This is a genomic window from Acinetobacter septicus (assembly GCF_019355975.1).
GTDB classification, from domain to species: Bacteria; Pseudomonadota; Gammaproteobacteria; order Pseudomonadales; family Moraxellaceae; genus Acinetobacter; species Acinetobacter ursingii.
In genome coordinates this window covers 2,534,855-2,552,363 of record NZ_CP079898.1, presented here as the reverse complement: position 1 = coordinate 2,552,363, position 17,509 = coordinate 2,534,855, and the positions used below count along the sequence as shown (strand labels likewise).

Annotated in this window: 14 protein-coding genes and 2 pseudogenes; 3 read left to right on the top strand and 13 right to left on the bottom strand. The window is 36.8% G+C overall.

The features are described 5' to 3' along the window. Positions 1-4: 4 nt before the first annotated feature. The 3 genes and pseudogenes from I6L31_RS12130 to I6L31_RS12120 all read right to left on the bottom strand — a co-directional run. The gene (locus I6L31_RS12130) at positions 5-1,453 is read right to left on the bottom strand and encodes a hypothetical protein (protein ID WP_005001146.1); all 1,449 of its coding nucleotides are present in this window, start codon (positions 1,451-1,453) and stop codon (positions 5-7) included. A 70-nt stretch (positions 1,454-1,523) separates the two neighbouring features. After that, a protein-coding gene (locus I6L31_RS12125) for an IS3 family transposase (protein ID WP_223235881.1) occupies positions 1,524-2,656 on the bottom strand; the annotation gives its coding sequence in 2 pieces (ribosomal slippage) (positions 1,524-2,404 and positions 2,404-2,656; 1,134 coding nt in all). Between the two features lie 88 nt (positions 2,657-2,744). Next, positions 2,745-4,187 (bottom strand): annotated as a pseudogene (locus I6L31_RS12120) (HD domain-containing protein); the annotation flags it as partial. 148 nt (positions 4,188-4,335) lie between these two features. On the opposite strand from I6L31_RS12120, the gene I6L31_RS12115 reads away from it, so the two are divergent. Further along, positions 4,336-5,714, top strand: a protein-coding gene (locus tag I6L31_RS12115; protein WP_370684981.1) for an IS3 family transposase whose coding sequence is annotated in 2 segments (ribosomal slippage) — positions 4,336-4,801 and positions 4,801-5,714 — 1,380 coding nt in all. Because the reading frame shifts where the segments join, the coding sequence is not laid out codon by codon here. Between the two features lie 67 nt (positions 5,715-5,781). Here the strand turns inward: I6L31_RS12115 and I6L31_RS12110 are convergent. Beyond that, a complete protein-coding gene (locus I6L31_RS12110) occupies positions 5,782-6,291 on the bottom strand; it encodes a hypothetical protein (protein ID WP_005001132.1) in 510 nt (169 codons plus the stop codon). A gap of 251 nt (positions 6,292-6,542) precedes the next feature. Between I6L31_RS12110 and I6L31_RS12105 the strand changes: the two genes are divergently transcribed. Beyond that, positions 6,543-7,268, top strand: a complete 726-nt coding sequence (locus I6L31_RS12105) for a YidX family protein (protein WP_035271588.1) — start codon at positions 6,543-6,545, stop codon at positions 7,266-7,268. Between the two features lie 114 nt (positions 7,269-7,382). Here I6L31_RS12105 and I6L31_RS12100 read toward each other — a convergent pair whose 3' ends face one another. Beyond that, entirely contained in the window at positions 7,383-9,047 is a 1,665-nt protein-coding gene (locus tag I6L31_RS12100) for a PglL family O-oligosaccharyltransferase (protein WP_005001126.1), read from the bottom strand. A gap of 230 nt (positions 9,048-9,277) precedes the next feature. On the opposite strand from I6L31_RS12100, the gene I6L31_RS18505 reads away from it, so the two are divergent. Next, entirely contained in the window at positions 9,278-9,694 is a 417-nt protein-coding gene (locus I6L31_RS18505; protein WP_005001125.1) for a prepilin-type N-terminal cleavage/methylation domain-containing protein, read from the top strand. On the opposite strand, the gene I6L31_RS12090 is transcribed toward I6L31_RS18505, so the two are convergent. The 8 genes and pseudogenes from I6L31_RS12090 to I6L31_RS12055 form a co-directional block, all read right to left on the bottom strand. Continuing rightward, the gene (locus I6L31_RS12090) at positions 9,673-11,334 is read right to left on the bottom strand and encodes a PglL family O-oligosaccharyltransferase (protein WP_005001123.1); all 1,662 of its coding nucleotides are present in this window, start codon (positions 11,332-11,334) and stop codon (positions 9,673-9,675) included. The two genes, I6L31_RS18505 and I6L31_RS12090, sit on opposite strands and share 22 nt — an antisense overlap. 62 nt (positions 11,335-11,396) lie before the next feature. Continuing rightward, positions 11,397-11,823: pseudogene (locus I6L31_RS12085) on the bottom strand (pilin). Positions 11,824-12,027: 204 nt separating this feature from the next. Then, positions 12,028-12,588 (bottom strand): TPM domain-containing protein, encoded by a 561-nt coding sequence (locus I6L31_RS12080; RefSeq protein WP_005001116.1) that lies wholly within the window; start codon positions 12,586-12,588, stop codon positions 12,028-12,030. After that, positions 12,582-13,676 (bottom strand): TPM domain-containing protein, encoded by a 1,095-nt coding sequence (locus tag I6L31_RS12075; protein ID WP_005001115.1) that lies wholly within the window; start codon positions 13,674-13,676, stop codon positions 12,582-12,584. The genes I6L31_RS12080 and I6L31_RS12075 overlap by 7 nt, the downstream gene beginning before the upstream one ends. 26 nt (positions 13,677-13,702) lie before the next feature. Further along, entirely contained in the window at positions 13,703-14,293 is a 591-nt protein-coding gene (locus tag I6L31_RS12070; protein WP_004991738.1) for a LemA family protein, read from the bottom strand. 148 nt (positions 14,294-14,441) lie between these two features. Continuing rightward, positions 14,442-15,332 (bottom strand): metal-dependent hydrolase, encoded by an 891-nt coding sequence (locus tag I6L31_RS12065; protein ID WP_005001112.1) that lies wholly within the window; start codon positions 15,330-15,332, stop codon positions 14,442-14,444. A gap of 172 nt (positions 15,333-15,504) precedes the next feature. Beyond that, positions 15,505-15,843, bottom strand: a complete 339-nt coding sequence (locus I6L31_RS12060; RefSeq protein ID WP_005001110.1) for an SDR family NAD(P)-dependent oxidoreductase — start codon at positions 15,841-15,843, stop codon at positions 15,505-15,507. Positions 15,844-16,086: 243 nt separating this feature from the next. Then, a complete protein-coding gene (locus tag I6L31_RS12055; protein WP_005001109.1) occupies positions 16,087-17,508 on the bottom strand; it encodes an FAD-dependent oxidoreductase in 1,422 nt (473 codons plus the stop codon). Position 17,509 lies beyond the last annotated feature (1 nt).

The window sequence follows — 17,509 nt, the reverse complement described above, 5'->3', positions numbered from 1 at the left end:
CTTTTCATCTCTTGAGTTTTATTTTAAGATCATATTTTTCTATATATATTCTAAGTTCCTTTATTAATTTTTTTATTTCCTCTAAATAGTCCTCTTTAGTATGTTCTTTTGAATTATTATAATTATTATAGAACAAATAAGTAGCCAAATTTTCCAAGTCTAAAAGATATACCTTCTTATCCACTTGATAAGGATTTATGATACATTCAATATTCCTTACTTTTGTTTTCAATAAGTTATAATTTTCCAATGTTTCTTTATCTGTGATTATATAAAAATCACCAATTATATATACATCCTCAGCATTTCTTTCAACTTTTCTTTTCATATGCCTAAAATCATAGTCCAATGTATTAATATATTTATCAAGTGATCTATTAACAGGAACAAAAGAATCCCACTTAATATTAATATTATTAATTTTATCTGGAGGTTTATTTCCTTTAGGAGATATATAAATAGCATTTATATCAAACTCTTCATCATCCCCATCAAAATACCCTACATCACTTTCAAAAATTGTGCAGCTTGACAACTCATTTTTAGCTTGAACATTAATAAACTCACCAAATACCTCTGAGACCTTGCCAGACATTATAAAATAATCTTTAATACCACTTACATTACCATCAAGCAAATCAAAAGATTCAACACTTAAAAATATATTATCTCTTAAAAATATATCTTTAATTAATAAGTTTTTATTCAGAAAACATAATTTATATTTTTTCCATTCATTACTTTTCGATAAATTATATCCCAGAAGTTTATCTATAAAAAATTTTTCTACATTTGACCAATCTTCAATGTATTTCCTTGTATATTCCTCCACATCCTTAATTATTTTTTTAGAAAAATTATCATTCCATTTATCTCGACTTATATTTAATGCATCACTAGCCTTTAAACCATAATAATCCAACTCATAATCAATAAAAAAATCATGATATGCCCACCTGTTAATAAAATTAGCAGCTTGCCCCCTAAATCTTGCTACTTTTTCATTTAGATCATTATTAATAAATACTCTATATGCAACAAAATTCTCTTCATCCCATTTATAACTATCTAAAGTACCATTGTAAAAAGGAGTATTTTTTAAAATTAAATCAAAAACTTTTTCTTTATAGAAATTAATTTTATTTTCTTCAATCTCATCAACACTACATCCTTGCAAACTTAAATAATGGCTTGAGAAATCAAATTTACTAGAAAATCTAACTCTTAGTTCAGTACCTATGTTTCTATTTTTACTTTCAACTTTAGTAATAAAACAATACCCTTTTTTATTACCAAGAGGTGAACTCATTTCTACCTCAAGTTTTTCGCTTGTGAAATAATTCATGGTCGTAAATTTTAAAAACTGATCTTCTTCAGGTAAATCTTTACATAACAAGAAGGCACTGTGTAAGCCTATACCAAACTCGCCTGATGGGCGCATCCAAATGGGCATGTCTTCAATAGAGGTGGTCCCACATGTTTGAACAACTAAAAGCTTATTTATAAGTGATACTCTGCTCTAGTTAAGCTACCTTATTTTGTTGTGGTAGCTGGTCATAGTAAAACTCATCTGGAGTCATTTTGTCCAGACTCGAATGAGGTCGTTTCAAATTATAAAATTCAAAATATGCGTTTAATTGCTTCTTCGCATCCAAAACATTGCTGTAGGCTTTGAGATACACCTCTTCATATTTAACGCTCCGCCATAATCGTTCAACCATCACATTATCAACCCATCGACCTTTACCATCCATACTGATTTGAATGCCATTTGATTTCAATACATCAATAAATGCATCACTGGTAAACTGACTGCCTTGGTCTGTATTAAATATTTCAGGTCGACCATATTTTTCAATAGCTTCATTTAATGTTTCTATGCAAAATGTAACCTCCATACTAATCGATACTCTATGCGCAAGTACCTTGCGGCTATGCCAATCAATCACAGCACATAAATAAACAAAGCCTTTTGCCATAGGGATATACGTTATATCCGTAGACCACACTTGATTACTGCGCTGAATAGCCAATCCTTTGAGCAGATATGGATATTTGCGGTGAGCTTGATTAGCCTGGCTTAAATTTGGTTTGCAATATAACGCATTAATGCCCATTTTCTTCATTAAAGTACGTGTATGACGTCGTCCTATATGATGTCCTTGACGATTCAACAAATCACGCATCATCCGGCTACCTGCAAAAGGGTATTGCATATGTAACTCATCCATACACCGCATTAGCTTCAGATCTGATGCACTCACAGGTTTTGGGCGATAGTAATAACAACCACGGGAGACTTTCAGCAGCTGAGCTTGCTTAGATACTGAAATCTGAAGTGAGTCATCGATTAACTTTTGTGGTTGAAGCGGCCCAGTTTCTTCAACACACCTTCTAAAAAATCAATTTCTAATGCCTGCTCACCGATTTTTGCATGTAGTTTTTTTAGATCGATGGGTGGTTCTGTTGGAGCTTTTGATTGATCGAAAGCTTGCGAGGAAGCTGAAATCAGTTGATTTTTCCAGTCGATAATTTGGTTTTGATGAACATCAAATTCAGCACTCAATTCAGCAAGTGTTTTTTCTGCTTTAATCGCAGCAAGTGCTACCTTAGCTTTAAAATCATTTGAATGATTTCTTCTTGGTCTACGTGCCATAAAATACTCCATATATTGATGTTTATAACATCATTTGGGGAGCAAAATATCACTTATAAGTGTTGTTCAAATTTCCTGATCCACCTCTAATTATTTTTTTCTTTTCGTAATTTCTATTTGAACCAGCCATTTTTTGCATGTAATTCAAATCTTTTAAACTTATACCGATACCCTTATCTCTAATAGAAATTTCCCAAAAAAAATGATTTGCTTCACTTACACTTTCTACTCTATAAATCTCTACTTCTATAGGATATTTTTTACATATATCAATAAAATCTTTATGATATGGATGCAATTTTTTAATTATGTTTTGATCTTCTTCAAGCCAGATTCTTATCATTGTTGCATCGATAGCATTTTGAATCAGTTCTCTATAAATACTAAATTCATCACTATATAAATTTGCGCCTTGCAGTAATTCCATACCATTTTTTTCATCCAATGTAAATTTCATTGGTTTATTATTTAATAAGATTTTCTCCCTTTTTATGCCATTATCATTTTTTATCTGCATCCGGACATCTAATTGCTCAATTGTTGGTAAAGAACCATACTTAATATCTGGTGTTATTAGATTCCATTGTGACATTTGATTTTGGAATTCTTCACGTATCCATCCAAACCAATTTTGTGTTTCTACATAAGACATTTCATCAGGACATTCAGCTACAAGTTTCACCGTCCGTTTATCAAGCTGAAACTCACGTAAAGATAAATGCTTATCGTGATGATGTTTACTAACGGAAGGCATATTACTGACATGCTTTGCCATAACAGGACAAAAACGGTTGTCATCTAAATCAAATAGATCACCTAAGCGAAGCAAACACCCTATAAAGCGCGGATGACAATCTTCTGTACCCAGTCCAGTCTGTTTATAAGGAATTGTTTCCATTAAAGTATCAAAATCCATACCATGAGAAACACAAATTTGTCCTAAATAACGATAAATTCGGTTGGGTAATAATTCGGTTCTAGGTGAAGTTATCCCTAAATCTTTGAAAGGATCTTCAACCAATTTTCCAACTCTTTTGTCATGTCCTCTTCTAAACCACTCAGCAACTAATTGGCGATATTTTTCTACTCCATCAAAAGGATGTTCTACAGTCCCTATTGCTGATAGCCAATTTTTCTCGACATAAGCTTGGCAAAATTTTTGAAGATCATGCCCTTTTTCATTTGCGATTGTTTGAATCATAAAGTTGAAATCAGGATTTGAATGCACTTCCTTGGCATTTTTTGCATCAACTAACATTCCAACATCATGCCAATACGCAGCTTCAAGAATTAACCATGTATCAGTAGCACTAAGTAAATCAATATCATCACCTAAAATACGCTCAATATTCACTAATATTTGCTGTGAATGTGATGCATTATGATTGCTAAAATGTGGGTAAAAGCCCCCAATATTTTCTAAAGCTTTACCTACTAACTTTTGATCAAATTCCCACTGTGAAAGTAAAATTTTTACATTATCATCAGCTTCACATTTCTTCTTTAAGTGTGCAATTAATCTAGTGCTCATATCTTTGTTTTTAAAAACTATTAATAATTATTATCATACATTAAATTCCATTATGATGATTAGAATAATGCCGATAAAAAATCCCGCTCATTTTGAACTGCACCCTAAAAGTTGGACACACTTAGTCTAATTTGAAGGGTGCTTTTCTATGGCTAAATATACCAAAGCATTAAAATTAAAAGTTGTGCAACATTACTTATCAGGCTACGGTTATCCAGCAACCTCTAAGTTTTTTGATATTGACAAGGGACTCGTTCGCCAATGGGTAGCTCAATATAATCAAAAAGGTGAAGTGGCTTTTTCTGAAAAACAAATACATCGAGTACTTTCTCTCGAACTTAAACTGGCAGTTATAGAGTCGGTTCTAATAAATGGTCTATCCGCTCGGGAAGCAATGATTAAATTCGACCTTAAAAGCCCATCACAGATATTCAATTGGTTGCGTCAATATCGAGAGCACGGTATAGATGGTTTAAAACCAAAGTCTAAAGGGCGACCTAAACTCATGCCTAAACCCAAGTCAGTCAAAACCAAATCTACTAAGACAGACCAAGATAAAACCTCAAAAGAGTTACTGGAAGAATTGGCATATTTACGTGCAGAGAATGCCTTTCTAAAAAAGCTGAAAGCCTTAAGACTAGAACAGGAAGCGCAAGAGCAAGCCGAACAGCAGAGCTTGCAGGACTTGTATCAGGATTAAGGCAAACCTATTCTCTAAAGCATTTATTACGTGCAGCCAAGATGGCTCGTAGTACCTATTATTATCATGTTCAGGCATTTGAACATGAGGATAAATATACTGATTTAAAACAGCAAATCAGGACAATCTATCATCGGCACAAAGGACGTTATGGTTATCGCAGAATGACTTATGCCTTACGGAATTTAGGCATGATGATTAACCATAAATGTGTATTGCGTTTAATGCAGTTGATGGCGCTAAAATCACGTATTCGGACGGCAAAGTATCGGTCATATCGGGGGCAAGTCGGTAAGATCGCTGATAATGTATTACAACGTCAATTTAAGGCAAATCGACCTAACCAGAAATGGGCGACTGATGTGACGGAATTTAAAGTACATGGTGAAAAGCTGTATTTATCTCCTCTCATAGATTTGTTCAATGGAGAAATTATTGCATTCCAAACCCAACGTAAACCACATTATGCTTTAGTTAAAAACATGCTTAGTGAGGCTTTGAGTAACCTCAAACCTGATGAAAACCCTATTTTACACTCAGATCAAGGTTGGCAATATCAAATGCGCCATTATCAGCAACAGCTTAAAGTGCATGGTTTGACACAAAGTATGTCACGTAAAGGGAATTGCTTGGATAATGCGGTAATAGAGAGTTTCTTTGGAATACTTAAATCGGAATGTTTCTATGGTGAAGAATTTAAATCAGTTGATGAGTTGGAGCAAACAGTGAAAGATTACATTCATTATTATAACCATGAACGAATCAAGGTTAAATTAAAAGGACTAACCCCTGTACAATACAGAAATCAGTCCTTATTATCCGCTTAATTCACTGTCCAACTTTCGGGGGGCAGTTCATTTGCGGGGATTTTCTTTTTTCCAAATAGATAATTTTTTAACGCGGAAACCATGGGTTTTGCGGAGGATTTAATCCATCTCTAATTTGTTGCTGAAGTCTTAAGATGTCCTCTACATTCACTTTGATCGTACCATCACGAAATGCATCGACATTGTTTCGGTTGATATTTAAAGGTGCAAGCATATTAAATATGCCACTGGTCGGGTCAGATGATTGTAATCCTGAGGTAATCGATAAAAGATACTGCTGCAAAAATGGAGAAAGTTGACTCATATCAGGTGAAGTTGTAGGTTGATAATCAATTGCGATATAAGGGTTCTGATTAACTTTGGGATTCTGTATATCATTTTGAATTTTATCAATATGATGTCTAAGCGCCTGACGTACTGCTTTATCTTCCTGAAATGGAACAATACCAGCTTCTTCTCGCAATTCAGATTCCGCCATCGCATGAATACTGGGCAATACTGCAACATCTTCAGCTTGCACAGTTGGCATGTTCATCATCATGAAACTTATGACCGCCAGATATTTAACCAGATTCATAACATGCTCCCGAGATGCCACATCACAATAAAACATGATGAATAAAATAAAAGCGATACTAATAGGCTACAACAAAACAGATTTTTATTCAGTAGGACTTGGATAAATGGTCATAAAGTTTAAATATTCAAATTACATCTAGCTTTGAAATAAGACTAAGATAAAAACCATTAATAACGTCAAAATAATCAATTCAATAAACTTTCTTATGGATGCTATGCTATTTTAAAGACCAATTTAACCCATTCAAAATGCTGATGAAAAATTTAAAAATAATCTCCTTATTCACTGTAGTTTCATCTTTGTTTTTACTTTCAGGCTGTACGTCGAATCAGACCATCGGTGGAAACACACACGATCTTTTTACAAAATATGAGTACGGAGACCGATGGAAAACGTTGGTTGATGATGAAGTGGTGGCTTTTGGTAAGCCAACAACATTTTTAGTCAATGAACCCAAAGATGCGATTGTGATTGCAGGAAAACAATATAGTTATGTGCTTAATAAAGGTGGCTCAGATTTTTTCAATTTAATTAGCCAACTTAACCCAGATGATATTCAGCTTCGCCAAGATTTAAACTTTGTTTCACCTGATAAAGACAGCCATCACTTCACAGGATATTTAAAATTTTCTTATACGCCATCAACAGGCAGTTTAAACCAAAGAGAAACACTTTTATTCAAACAATACGGTATTTTGCCCTGTGATTGCGGGGAAGCAACAGAACAAAATCAGCATTATATTTTTCAGATTAAACTGGAAGGAAATCTCTATCCTGTGGTAGAAAACCTAGATTCTTTAAAACCCTTATCCAAACCGTATAAAGTTAGGATTCAATATTATCAAGACAAAAGAGAGAAAGTTACACTATCTACTCAAGAAAAATTAACACGACTTCCCCTCGTGCCATTTACTTTAGCCATAGATGCTCTGGTTTTACCAGCACAAATCATGGGAATTAGCTATCAGCCTTAGATTTTCATTCCAAAAATTAAAATAAGGTTGGTCATGGCGTCTGATGATTTCTCTTGCTGATAAATTGATAAGATCCAGCGCCCTCATGATATTTAAGTGAACTGGATCTTATTTTTAGCGCTTCTTCTCATCTTCACCGTAAATGGCTGAAGCGGCATTTTCCGCACTTAAGTCCTGAAGCGTATAGCTTTCATGATGCAACATATTTAAGTAATATAAATATTGACCTGCTTCGTGCGCCTTACCATTCGCTAATAATAGCTGTGCATATTTATGTAGATTATAAGGTGATGCCCGATTTTTCACCATTTGACCGAGTTGAGTTAGTTCATCCTCACTTAGTTGTGTCGTCGGATTCATTTGCAGCCAAAGCATACGATCTTTAAATTGCGTTAACACATAAATATCGGTACTTCCCCACACGGTTTGTGTAGGCTGTTCGCCACGAAAAGCCAAGCCATTATTGAGTTTATACACCGTATAATCGCGCCAAATCAGCAACATCAAAATACTACCGATAACAACAACACCCCTCACTACATACTTGGATAAAATTGACGCTTTAAGCTCAGGAGCTTGTGATTGTACAAAGCCAAGTAAGAAGCCCAAAGGGAATAAAAAATAGGCATAACGTAACGGAAATTCGAGCAAAGCATGAATTAAGATTGCTCCGACCATAAGTAGTGCAACGACTGACTCCAGACTTTTTGCTTTGTGATTCAACCATAAAATCCAGCATGTCATATAACCAATGATCAATAAACCAAGTGGTAAACCATTCCAGACGATAATATCGAGCAAAATATTATGTCCACTGGTCACCCATTCATGCGATGGATGCAGATTAAAAATAGTAAGCTGTGCCAGACTGGTTTGACCCCAGCCATAACCACCAAAAGGATGCTGTTGAATTGCTAGTAACATTTGCGTCCAAATATCAAAACGCAAATAGCCCGAAGTTGCTCGTTCGGCAACCGAACTGGCTTCCACCACTTTTTCTGCACGCAATAATGCAATAAAACTAGATAAGTTAGGTAACAAAGAAATCATCGCAACAAAGCCGATCACCCAAAGTAGCATATATGGCATACGTAAACGAACGGGATATTTATAAGTTTTATACGTCCAGTAAACCATAAAGAATAGGCACACTACCCATGCGGTACGCGACTGACTAAGAGCAATTGCAAATAGAATCACCACCGATGCTAGTGTTAAAAGTGGCTTTTTAAGTTTTTGTTGTTCAAATAAATACAAGCATGCCATCAGTCCCATAACCAGAAATGTCGACATATTATTGGGCTGGGCAAAATTGGCAAATGGTCGATTGCCTGCTCGAAGCTCCATGACTCCATAAAGATGCTGATCCAGATTAAGCCATTGCAATACCGCAATGACACTGGAAATAGTACTGGTGATAAGTAAAACATAGCAAATACGAATAAAAAGCTTTTTTCGATCATTTTGTATAGCAAGGTTATAACTTGCAATCGTAACAAACCAGAAAGCCAGTAAATAAAAGCTAAATAACAAGGCACTACTTAGATCCAGAACCAGTCCGCACATCCCCTGAAGCAGTGGAATGATGACAATAGGTAAAGCCACCCACTGAATTTTAGGAACTCGTAGATTTTGATCACACAGTCCTGCCAATAAACTCAGTACTGCGGCAAAACTCAGCATTTCACTGGAAAATGTCAGCCACGGAAAAGCATGATCAGGAGATAGCCATGCAAGGCTAATGAGAATAGACGCTAAAAATAGGAAAAAAGCGCGCATAGGTATAGTGCGAAAAATAGAGTGTGGGGATTATACATTGCCTAAGTAATATGAATTTATATTTCGGGGTATCAATTTATAAATTAAAATTAGTCAAAAATAACAAAATCCGTCACTTTAAAACTATTTTTAGAAAAAAAATTTAGCTAATACCACTAAAGCATTGAATTATTTAATTATTATTTTTAGGCATGATTTTTGTAACCAAAATTTAAAAAAAGAGAGTCAAAATGTCTAAAGGTTTCACTCTAATCGAATTAGTGATTGTCGTTACTGTCCTCAGTATATTGATTTCTATTGCTATTCCTCTATATCAATCGTATATGATTTCGACCCGATTAAAAGGCGCATTTCAAGAGATATCAACTAAAAGAGCAGGATATGAATTAGAAGTCAATACTGAATACTCCACCAGTTTACCTATTAGTGCCCCCATTCAAGAAACAACGTTATGCCAAATTTTAAAAAGTTATGATCAAAAAAACGGGGAAATTAATAAGGCTATTTCTTGTAAACTAAAGAACAAAACTGGATTGGGAAATGATGCAGAAATTAGTTTAACTAGAACCCAAGAGGGAAAGTATATATGCCATACAGTTGGTATTCCAACATCGCATGTCCCTTCCTATTGTTTAGCAACTGAATAGGTCTTTTTGACAGAAGCCTCCTTTACAAATAGACTTTCATAACTATAGCGTTGATTATACATAATTTTTAAAACAGTTAACTGCCTAATCGCTTCTTCTTTATGACCATTAAAGGCTAGTAATTTTGCAAATTTATACAAATCATAAGGTGTTAGATAAGTTTGAACCATTTTTCTGCTTTGATCTAATTCTTCGCTACTCACTTTTGAATACGGATATAGCGCAATCCATTTTGCTCTTTCATTGAACATATCAAAAAATGGGATAGGATAAGGCAAAATTAACTCTGTTTTTAGATCATTCATCTCATGCGTATTTGCTGCAATCATGTTATCAGAAATTTTATTATATTCAGTAAATATATAGCCAGTCCCGAAAAAGCTAAAAACAATTAAAAGCCAATTAAAAAATAAAGGAACTTTAATATAATTATTTGATATTTCTGATAAAACTACGCCGCATAATAACCCGACTGGTAAAAGAAAGTATGAATAATAAAGTGGATATTCCAAAAGAGAATGAATTAATACGGCCGAAATCATAAGTGTCGCAACAATGGTTTCACTAGACTTTGACTTGATGAGGAAAGCTAAATAAATATAAAAAAAATAGCCTGTGATTATTAACCCAATTGGGAGCCCACACCAGATAATAACATCTAAAATGATATTGTGTGCACTTGAAGCCCACTCATGTCCATGCACCCGATCAATAACTGCATATTGCGCGGCAGTAGTTTGATTCCAGCCATAACCCCATATAGGTTTCTGTATAATGGCGTGAAGCATCTGATCCCAGATTTTTAATCGTAAATAGCCAGAAGATGCACGTTCAACTACAGTACTTGTATCATTAATATTAAAATAATGAGATAAAACTGAATTAAGAATTGGTAAGGAAAATATAATAAGTACATAACTTAAAAACCAAATAAAAATCTTATTTTTGGACAATCTAAAGTTAAACTCTTTGGTTTTCATCAAATAAAATATTAAAACAAATAGACTAACTAACCATGTAGTCCTTGATTGGGTAAGAGCGATACAAAATATTAAAATAATACTTATAATTGATAAAACTAAAGCATTTTTCCTTTTTTCAAAAAAGTATAGGCAAGATAGTAAACTTAAAGTGAGTAATGTCGCTAAGTGATTGGGTTGAGCCATATTTGCATAAGGTCTATTCCCCACAAGATTTAAAATATATTCTGAGTCATGGACAAGACCTAGCCACTGTACAATCGCGATACAGGCGGAAATGACACCTGCGATAATAAAGGTAATAGACAATAACTCCATCACTGTTTTACTTAATTCTTTATGTCTTTGACAAATCGTATATGCAATTGAACATGCGACGCCAAAACTTAGGATATAAATACTAGCAAGCATAGCTTTTTGATAATAGAAAATTTGCCCTAGAAAAAATTGAAATACTGGGATTAAAGCTACTATAAAGGTAGGAATTACTAATTTTGGTACTAATATTTTTTTATGAATAAATAGAAGTAATAATAATAATAAAGCAATAAAAGCCACTATTTCTTGAAGAAAACTGGCCCAAGGTTGATAATGTACAGGGATTAATAATAATAAAATATATAATATACTAGAAGTTGAAATTATAAACTTACAAAACATTTAAAAATTCTTTTTTGCAAAAAGGCATAGCTAAACTATGCCTTTCTTTGAGTAACAGTTAATTAAGAGCAAGTCTTTGGCTTAAACTCAGCAGCTACCGTAGTTGCGCAAGACCACACACCGATTTCTCCAGTTGTTGGATTATCTTGAGTACGACTCCAAGTAATAGTCTTAGTATCAATTGCTGATGTTCCAACTAAAGCACATTGAATAGAACTCGTACCATTTGCAGCAACACTTACGGTAATAGTCGAACAACGTTTCGTTGTACCTTGAATCCCTAAAGCTGATGCTGTTGTGATACTACCAGAGATGCCTTCTGCTAATTTTGCTTCGGCATTAGTTTTAGCTGGTGATATCTCTGCCAAACCAGCAGCCACCTGTGACTTCGCTGTATAATTCTGATAAGCAGGAATCGCAATTGCTGCCAAGATACCAATGATCGCCACAACGATCATCAATTAAGGTAAAACCTTTTTGTGCGTTCATAACATTCTCCACGAATTGTGTATTTTTTATAAAGCTTTGTAAGCTAATTTATATGAGCATAAAATATGCCAACTCTGATTATAATCATTTCAAAATAAAAAACAGTAGTTTATAAAAAGTTTTTTTTATTTCTGTTTCTTTAAGTATCCAAATAAGAAAAAAGCGACAAATATCGTCACTTAATAACATTTGAGATTTTTCTCGTTAATTTAAAATAATTGGTGAATTATCGAGCTCATCATCTTTATCCGTGATCTGCTTATCATAAAATTGATCTAAAATTTCTCCAATTTCCAACACACCCTTGACCACCGCTTGTCGATAATTTTTTGCTTTAAGTTCAGTCACGATATGCTGACAAATCGCTTGCCACTCAGCTTCATGGGTCAAAGCGCAAATGCCACGATCAATCACAATTTCAACCTGCCGTTCACACAAATTGAGATACAACAATATGCCACTATTGTATTCCGTATCCCAAACGCCTAATTCAGCAAAAAGCTGTTCAGCACGACGACGGGTATTTTGATAATAAGCCTGAGAACAAGGAATATGCCCTTCAATCACCACCTGTATCTCACCAATATGACCATGTTCTGCCTGTTTAACGGCATTTGTTATCTCGAGTTGATCCTGTTTTGAAAACAAGCGTTTACTGGCTGAAAAATAAAATGCATGTTTAAACCAACGCTTTAAACTCGGTTGTGCTTTTTCATCCAATTTCGGCTGAGTGATGATTTGTGTTGTATCTGTTTTCGTTACCATGATCCTGACGCTCCCCCGCCACCAAAGCTACCACCGCCGCCACTATAACCGCCTCCTCCACCAAAGCCTCCACCGCCGTAACCTCCACCTCCACGACCACCTCCGCCAGAAGCAAAGATTTGCAAGATCAACTGTGCTAGTGAAGTAATCAGTAAAAAGAAAATTCCAAAACCCGCCAATATACTGGTAACCAAACCGACACCACTGACCAGTCCAGCCACGATACCCGCCACACCGGCAGTTGCCGCACTCACACGATTTCCTACTATAAATGATGCAAATACCCCAACGACGATAATGATCAGAGAATAGACCAGCATATGTGAACGTGCTTCTTGTTCATGCATGGCCTGCGCCTGACGTTCTTTTAAGTCTGCCGCCGCTTGTTGAGCAATTTCAGGGTCAAGGTTTAAGACCCGATCAATTTCATTTAAACCTGCTTGTATGCCTTGTGCGTATTGTCCTTGCTGAAAGTAGGGTGTCATTTGATTACGAATAATCCGACTGGCGACAATATCTGGGATGACGCCTTCCAGACCATATCCTGTCAAAATCTGGATACGTCGATCATTGACCGCTATTGCCATCAGCAAGCCATTATCACGTTTGGCTGAACCTAATTGCCATTTTTCACCGATCCGCATGGCATAATCAAAAATATCTTCCTGCCCCGTAGTCGGAACAATGACGATACCGATTTGCGCTTTATTGTCCTGATAAAGTTTTAATATTTGCTGTGAAATGGTCTGTTTCTGTTCTGCTGTGAGTAGATTCGCCTGATCAATCACTGGCTCATTCATACTTGGCAGTCCTCGAATCGATTCGCCTTCAGCCATATCATTGGCAATTTCAGGTTGTTGAACCGTAGTCGAGCTTTGCAGTGTGGATGCTGCTGACTTTTGTTGCTGCGGGTTTTGTTGCTGTTGAATGATCTTGCCTGCAATGATGGTATCAGCATCATCCGAATCCTGTGCAGTGGCGACTTCGCTCCAGACCGTGGTCGAGAGTAAAAATCCACAACAACACAGCAGCATCAAAACCGCTTTTTTCCAGCGATTTTGCATCTCCAACATGGCAGTTTTGATCATCACAGCACCTATTTATCTAATCAGGTTTAGTTAAACGAAACTGTTGGTGCCTTTTCTGCGCCAGCTTCTGCGCTAAAATTTGGTTTTTCATGCATACCAATCACTTTGGCAGTCATGACTTGTGGGAACTGACGCACATAAGTGTTGTAATCCTGAACGGTGGTGATATAACGATTACGTGCCACTGCAATCCGGTTTTCTGTGCCTTCAAGCTGTACCTGTAAATCACGGAATTGCTCATTGGCTTTGAGGTCTGGATAATTTTCTGATACTGCGATCAAGCGTGATAATGAACCCGTTAATTGGCTTTGTGCTTCCTGATATTTTTTAAATAGTTCTGGATTTTCAAGTACGCTTTGATCAACTTTTAGCCCTGCAACATTAGAGCGTGCCTGAGTGACCTCAGTTAATACTTTTTCTTCATGCGTTGCATAACCTTTGACCACATTGACCAGATTTGGCACCAAGTCTGAACGGCGTTGATATTGGTTTTGTACTTCTGACCATGAAGCAGTCACCGCCTCATCTTTGGCCTGTAAAGTGTTATAACCACAGCCAGAAAAAGCCAAAGTACTCGCAAGTAAAGTTGCAACCGCAGTCTTTTTTAAAAGATTCATGATGATATCCTCTTAGTATTTCTTGGAATTTTTTTACATAAATGCATTTTAGCGAGGATTGAAAGTGATGTTTGTTTCTTTTCTTTACATCATCAAAAAACGGACTTTACATCCGTTTTTATGAAACTTATCTTTGTAGTCAATTAATTTAACTATAGAGCTTTGGCATGACTTCTTCCTGAAAGCTTTGCATGTGATATTCATTTGCCATTTTCTCTTTCCAGTATTTCACAATCTGACTATAGTCCTGTTCCGCTGGATGAAAGTCCGCTTTGTAATAGGACAAATATTCAGGTAATAATTGAATGAACATCTTAGCTAACAAATACAAGCCAAATAGATTGCCTCCAATTTTAGGTAAACTGCGCCATTTATCTTGCCAAAACAAACGCGTAGTTGAATACAGTGTTAGGCTCGCAAAGCCTGTCGTGACACTACGCATCAACAAACGACGAACACGGTCATCGCCGTACACTGCCTGATACACCTCAAACGCAACTGAGCGATGTTCAATTTCTTCAATCGCATGCCAAACCCAAAGTTTGATCGCATCTTCATCAAGCGTACTCAGCACTTCAGGATGACGTAAAATATAGCCACCTAATAATGCGGTAAAATGTTCAAAGGCACAGGTAATGGCCAACTGAATTTTAGGATGTAAGCTGCGGACATGAATATTTTTTCGCGCTAACCATGCCTGAAAACGATCCAGATTATAGTGATCACGTCGCCATGCATCATTAAACTCACTATGCGCTTTGGAATGCATCGCCTCCTGTCCAATAAATGCCGCAATCTGCGCCTGTAATGTTGGATCAGTTACCTTATCCCGAACATTACGTACGCTATGTACAAAAAATTGTTCGCCAATCGGAAAGGTCGAAGACAAGGCCGTGAGCATATGTGACATGACAGGTGAATTGGCAAAGTAATGTCGTTTAATTTTTTCAGGGTGAAATTGTAGACGACGTACGGTAATACCAAGCGCTTTCGGACGATTTAGATATGATTTTTGTTTCGTCACTTGAGCTAAGCTCATGGGAATTCCTCAACAATACAACGAAGAAATCAGTATTAGAAATTTCTATACATTTGTATATTGCATAAAAACTCAGCCATTTGCCAAAGTGCTCATTTTGACCAATAAATCCGTTTGATTCTATTTGAAAGCACTTTATCGTTGCGTTTTAAATGAACTGTATTTAAACAATTTAAATCGGATTTAGGCCTACGGTCATGCCCCCACAGACATATAAAATTTGCCCCGTAATAAATCCTGATTTTTCACTGAGAAAAAAATCACAAGCATGAGCAATATCTTCAGGCTGTCCGAAACGTTGTACTGGCACATTCTTTAAAATCTGTTCCGTTTCTGGTGCATCCTTTGGATTGGCTTGCTTAAACAGCTCTGTTTCGATTGGACCAGGTCCAATCGCATTTACAGTAATACCATAAGCACCCAATTCCAAAGCTGCGACCCGAGTCAGCCCAATCAAGGCAGCTTTACTGAAAGCATAGGCTATGCATGAAATTCGGAACTGGCTCACCATCGTGGAGTTCGTAGAATTGGATTTAGGGATTGCGCTCGTGCCCAAATCGATGCAGTCGTTAAAAAGGATTATGTGCGATTTATTGAAATTGAAAATAATGACATTCTTTCTGAAACACACTGTATTTGGAATAAACGTAGCTCGTCTATTTTACTCGATCATTTTCTTCAGCTTTTACCTTTTGGCGCAGTATAAAAAGCCCGCATCACTGCGGGCTTCACATCGCTTTTGAATCTCTAGATTTTAAACATCAAGATAATCCAAAATACCTTCTGCTGCTTGGCGACCTTCCCAGATGGCTGTCACCACTAGGTCAGAACCACGTACCATATCACCACCCGCAAAAATTTTCGGGTTAGAGGTCTGGAATTTATACTGTTGTTGTTCAGGCGCAATCACACGACCTGAACCATCCAAGCCGATGTTCGCACCAGTGAACCAGTCTGCTGGACTTGGGCGAAAACCGAATGCCAGTAAAACTGCATCGGCTGCCAAAACTTCTTCAGAACCCGGAATTGGCTCAGGACTACGTCGACCACGACTATCAGGCTCGCCCAATTGAGTGGTCACAACTTTAACACCAGTCACTTTGCCATTTTCACCAACAACTTCGATCGGTTGACGGTTAAATAGGAAGTTCACCCCTTCTTCACGCGCATTATTCACTTCACGACGTGAACCCGGCATGTTGGCTTCATCACGACGATAGGCACAGGTCACCTGTTCAGCACCCTGACGAATCGAAGTACGGTTACAGTCCATCGCGGTATCACCACCGCCCAGCACAATCACTTTTTTACCTTCGACACTGATGAATTCACCAGCATCTTTTTCCCAACCCTGACAGCGATTGACATTTGCAATCAGGAAATCCAGTGCATCGTAGACACCATCCAGATCCTCACCAGGGAAACCACCTTTCATATAGGTATAGGTTCCCATTCCCATAAACACTGCATCATATTCTTGTAGCAGTTGTTCAATCGTAACATCTGTACCAATTTCAGTATTTAAACGGAATTCCATCCCCATACCCGTGAAGATTTCACGGCGGCGCTTCATGACGTCTTTTTCCATTTTAAATTCTGGAATACCGAATGTGAGCAAACCTCCAATTTCAGGACGTTTGTCAAAAATGACCGGTTTTACGCCATTACGCGCTAGAATATCAGCACAACCTAGACCCGCAGGGCCAGCACCAATAATCGCCACTTTTTTATCTGTCCATTTGACATGCGACATATCTGGACGCCAGCCCAGTGCAAAAGCAGTATCATTGATATATTTTTCAGCATTACCAATCGTCACTGCACCAAAACCGTCATTCAGGGTACATGCCCCTTCACATAAACGGTCTTGTGGGCAAACACGACCACAGACTTCTGGCAAGGTATTGGTTTGATGGCAAAGTTCTGCCGCTTGGAAAATCTGACCCTCAGCAATCAGTTTTAACCAGTTTGGAATGTAGTTATGCACTGGGCATTTCCATTCACAATACGGGTTACCACAAGCCAGACAACGATGTGTCTGATTCGCTGCAACATCAGCAGTAAAAGGCTTATAAATTTCCACAAATTCTGCTTTGCGGACAGTAATATCTTTTTTCTCTGGATCTTGGCGTGCTACATCCAGAAACTGAAAGTCATTATTGAGGCGTTCTGCCATG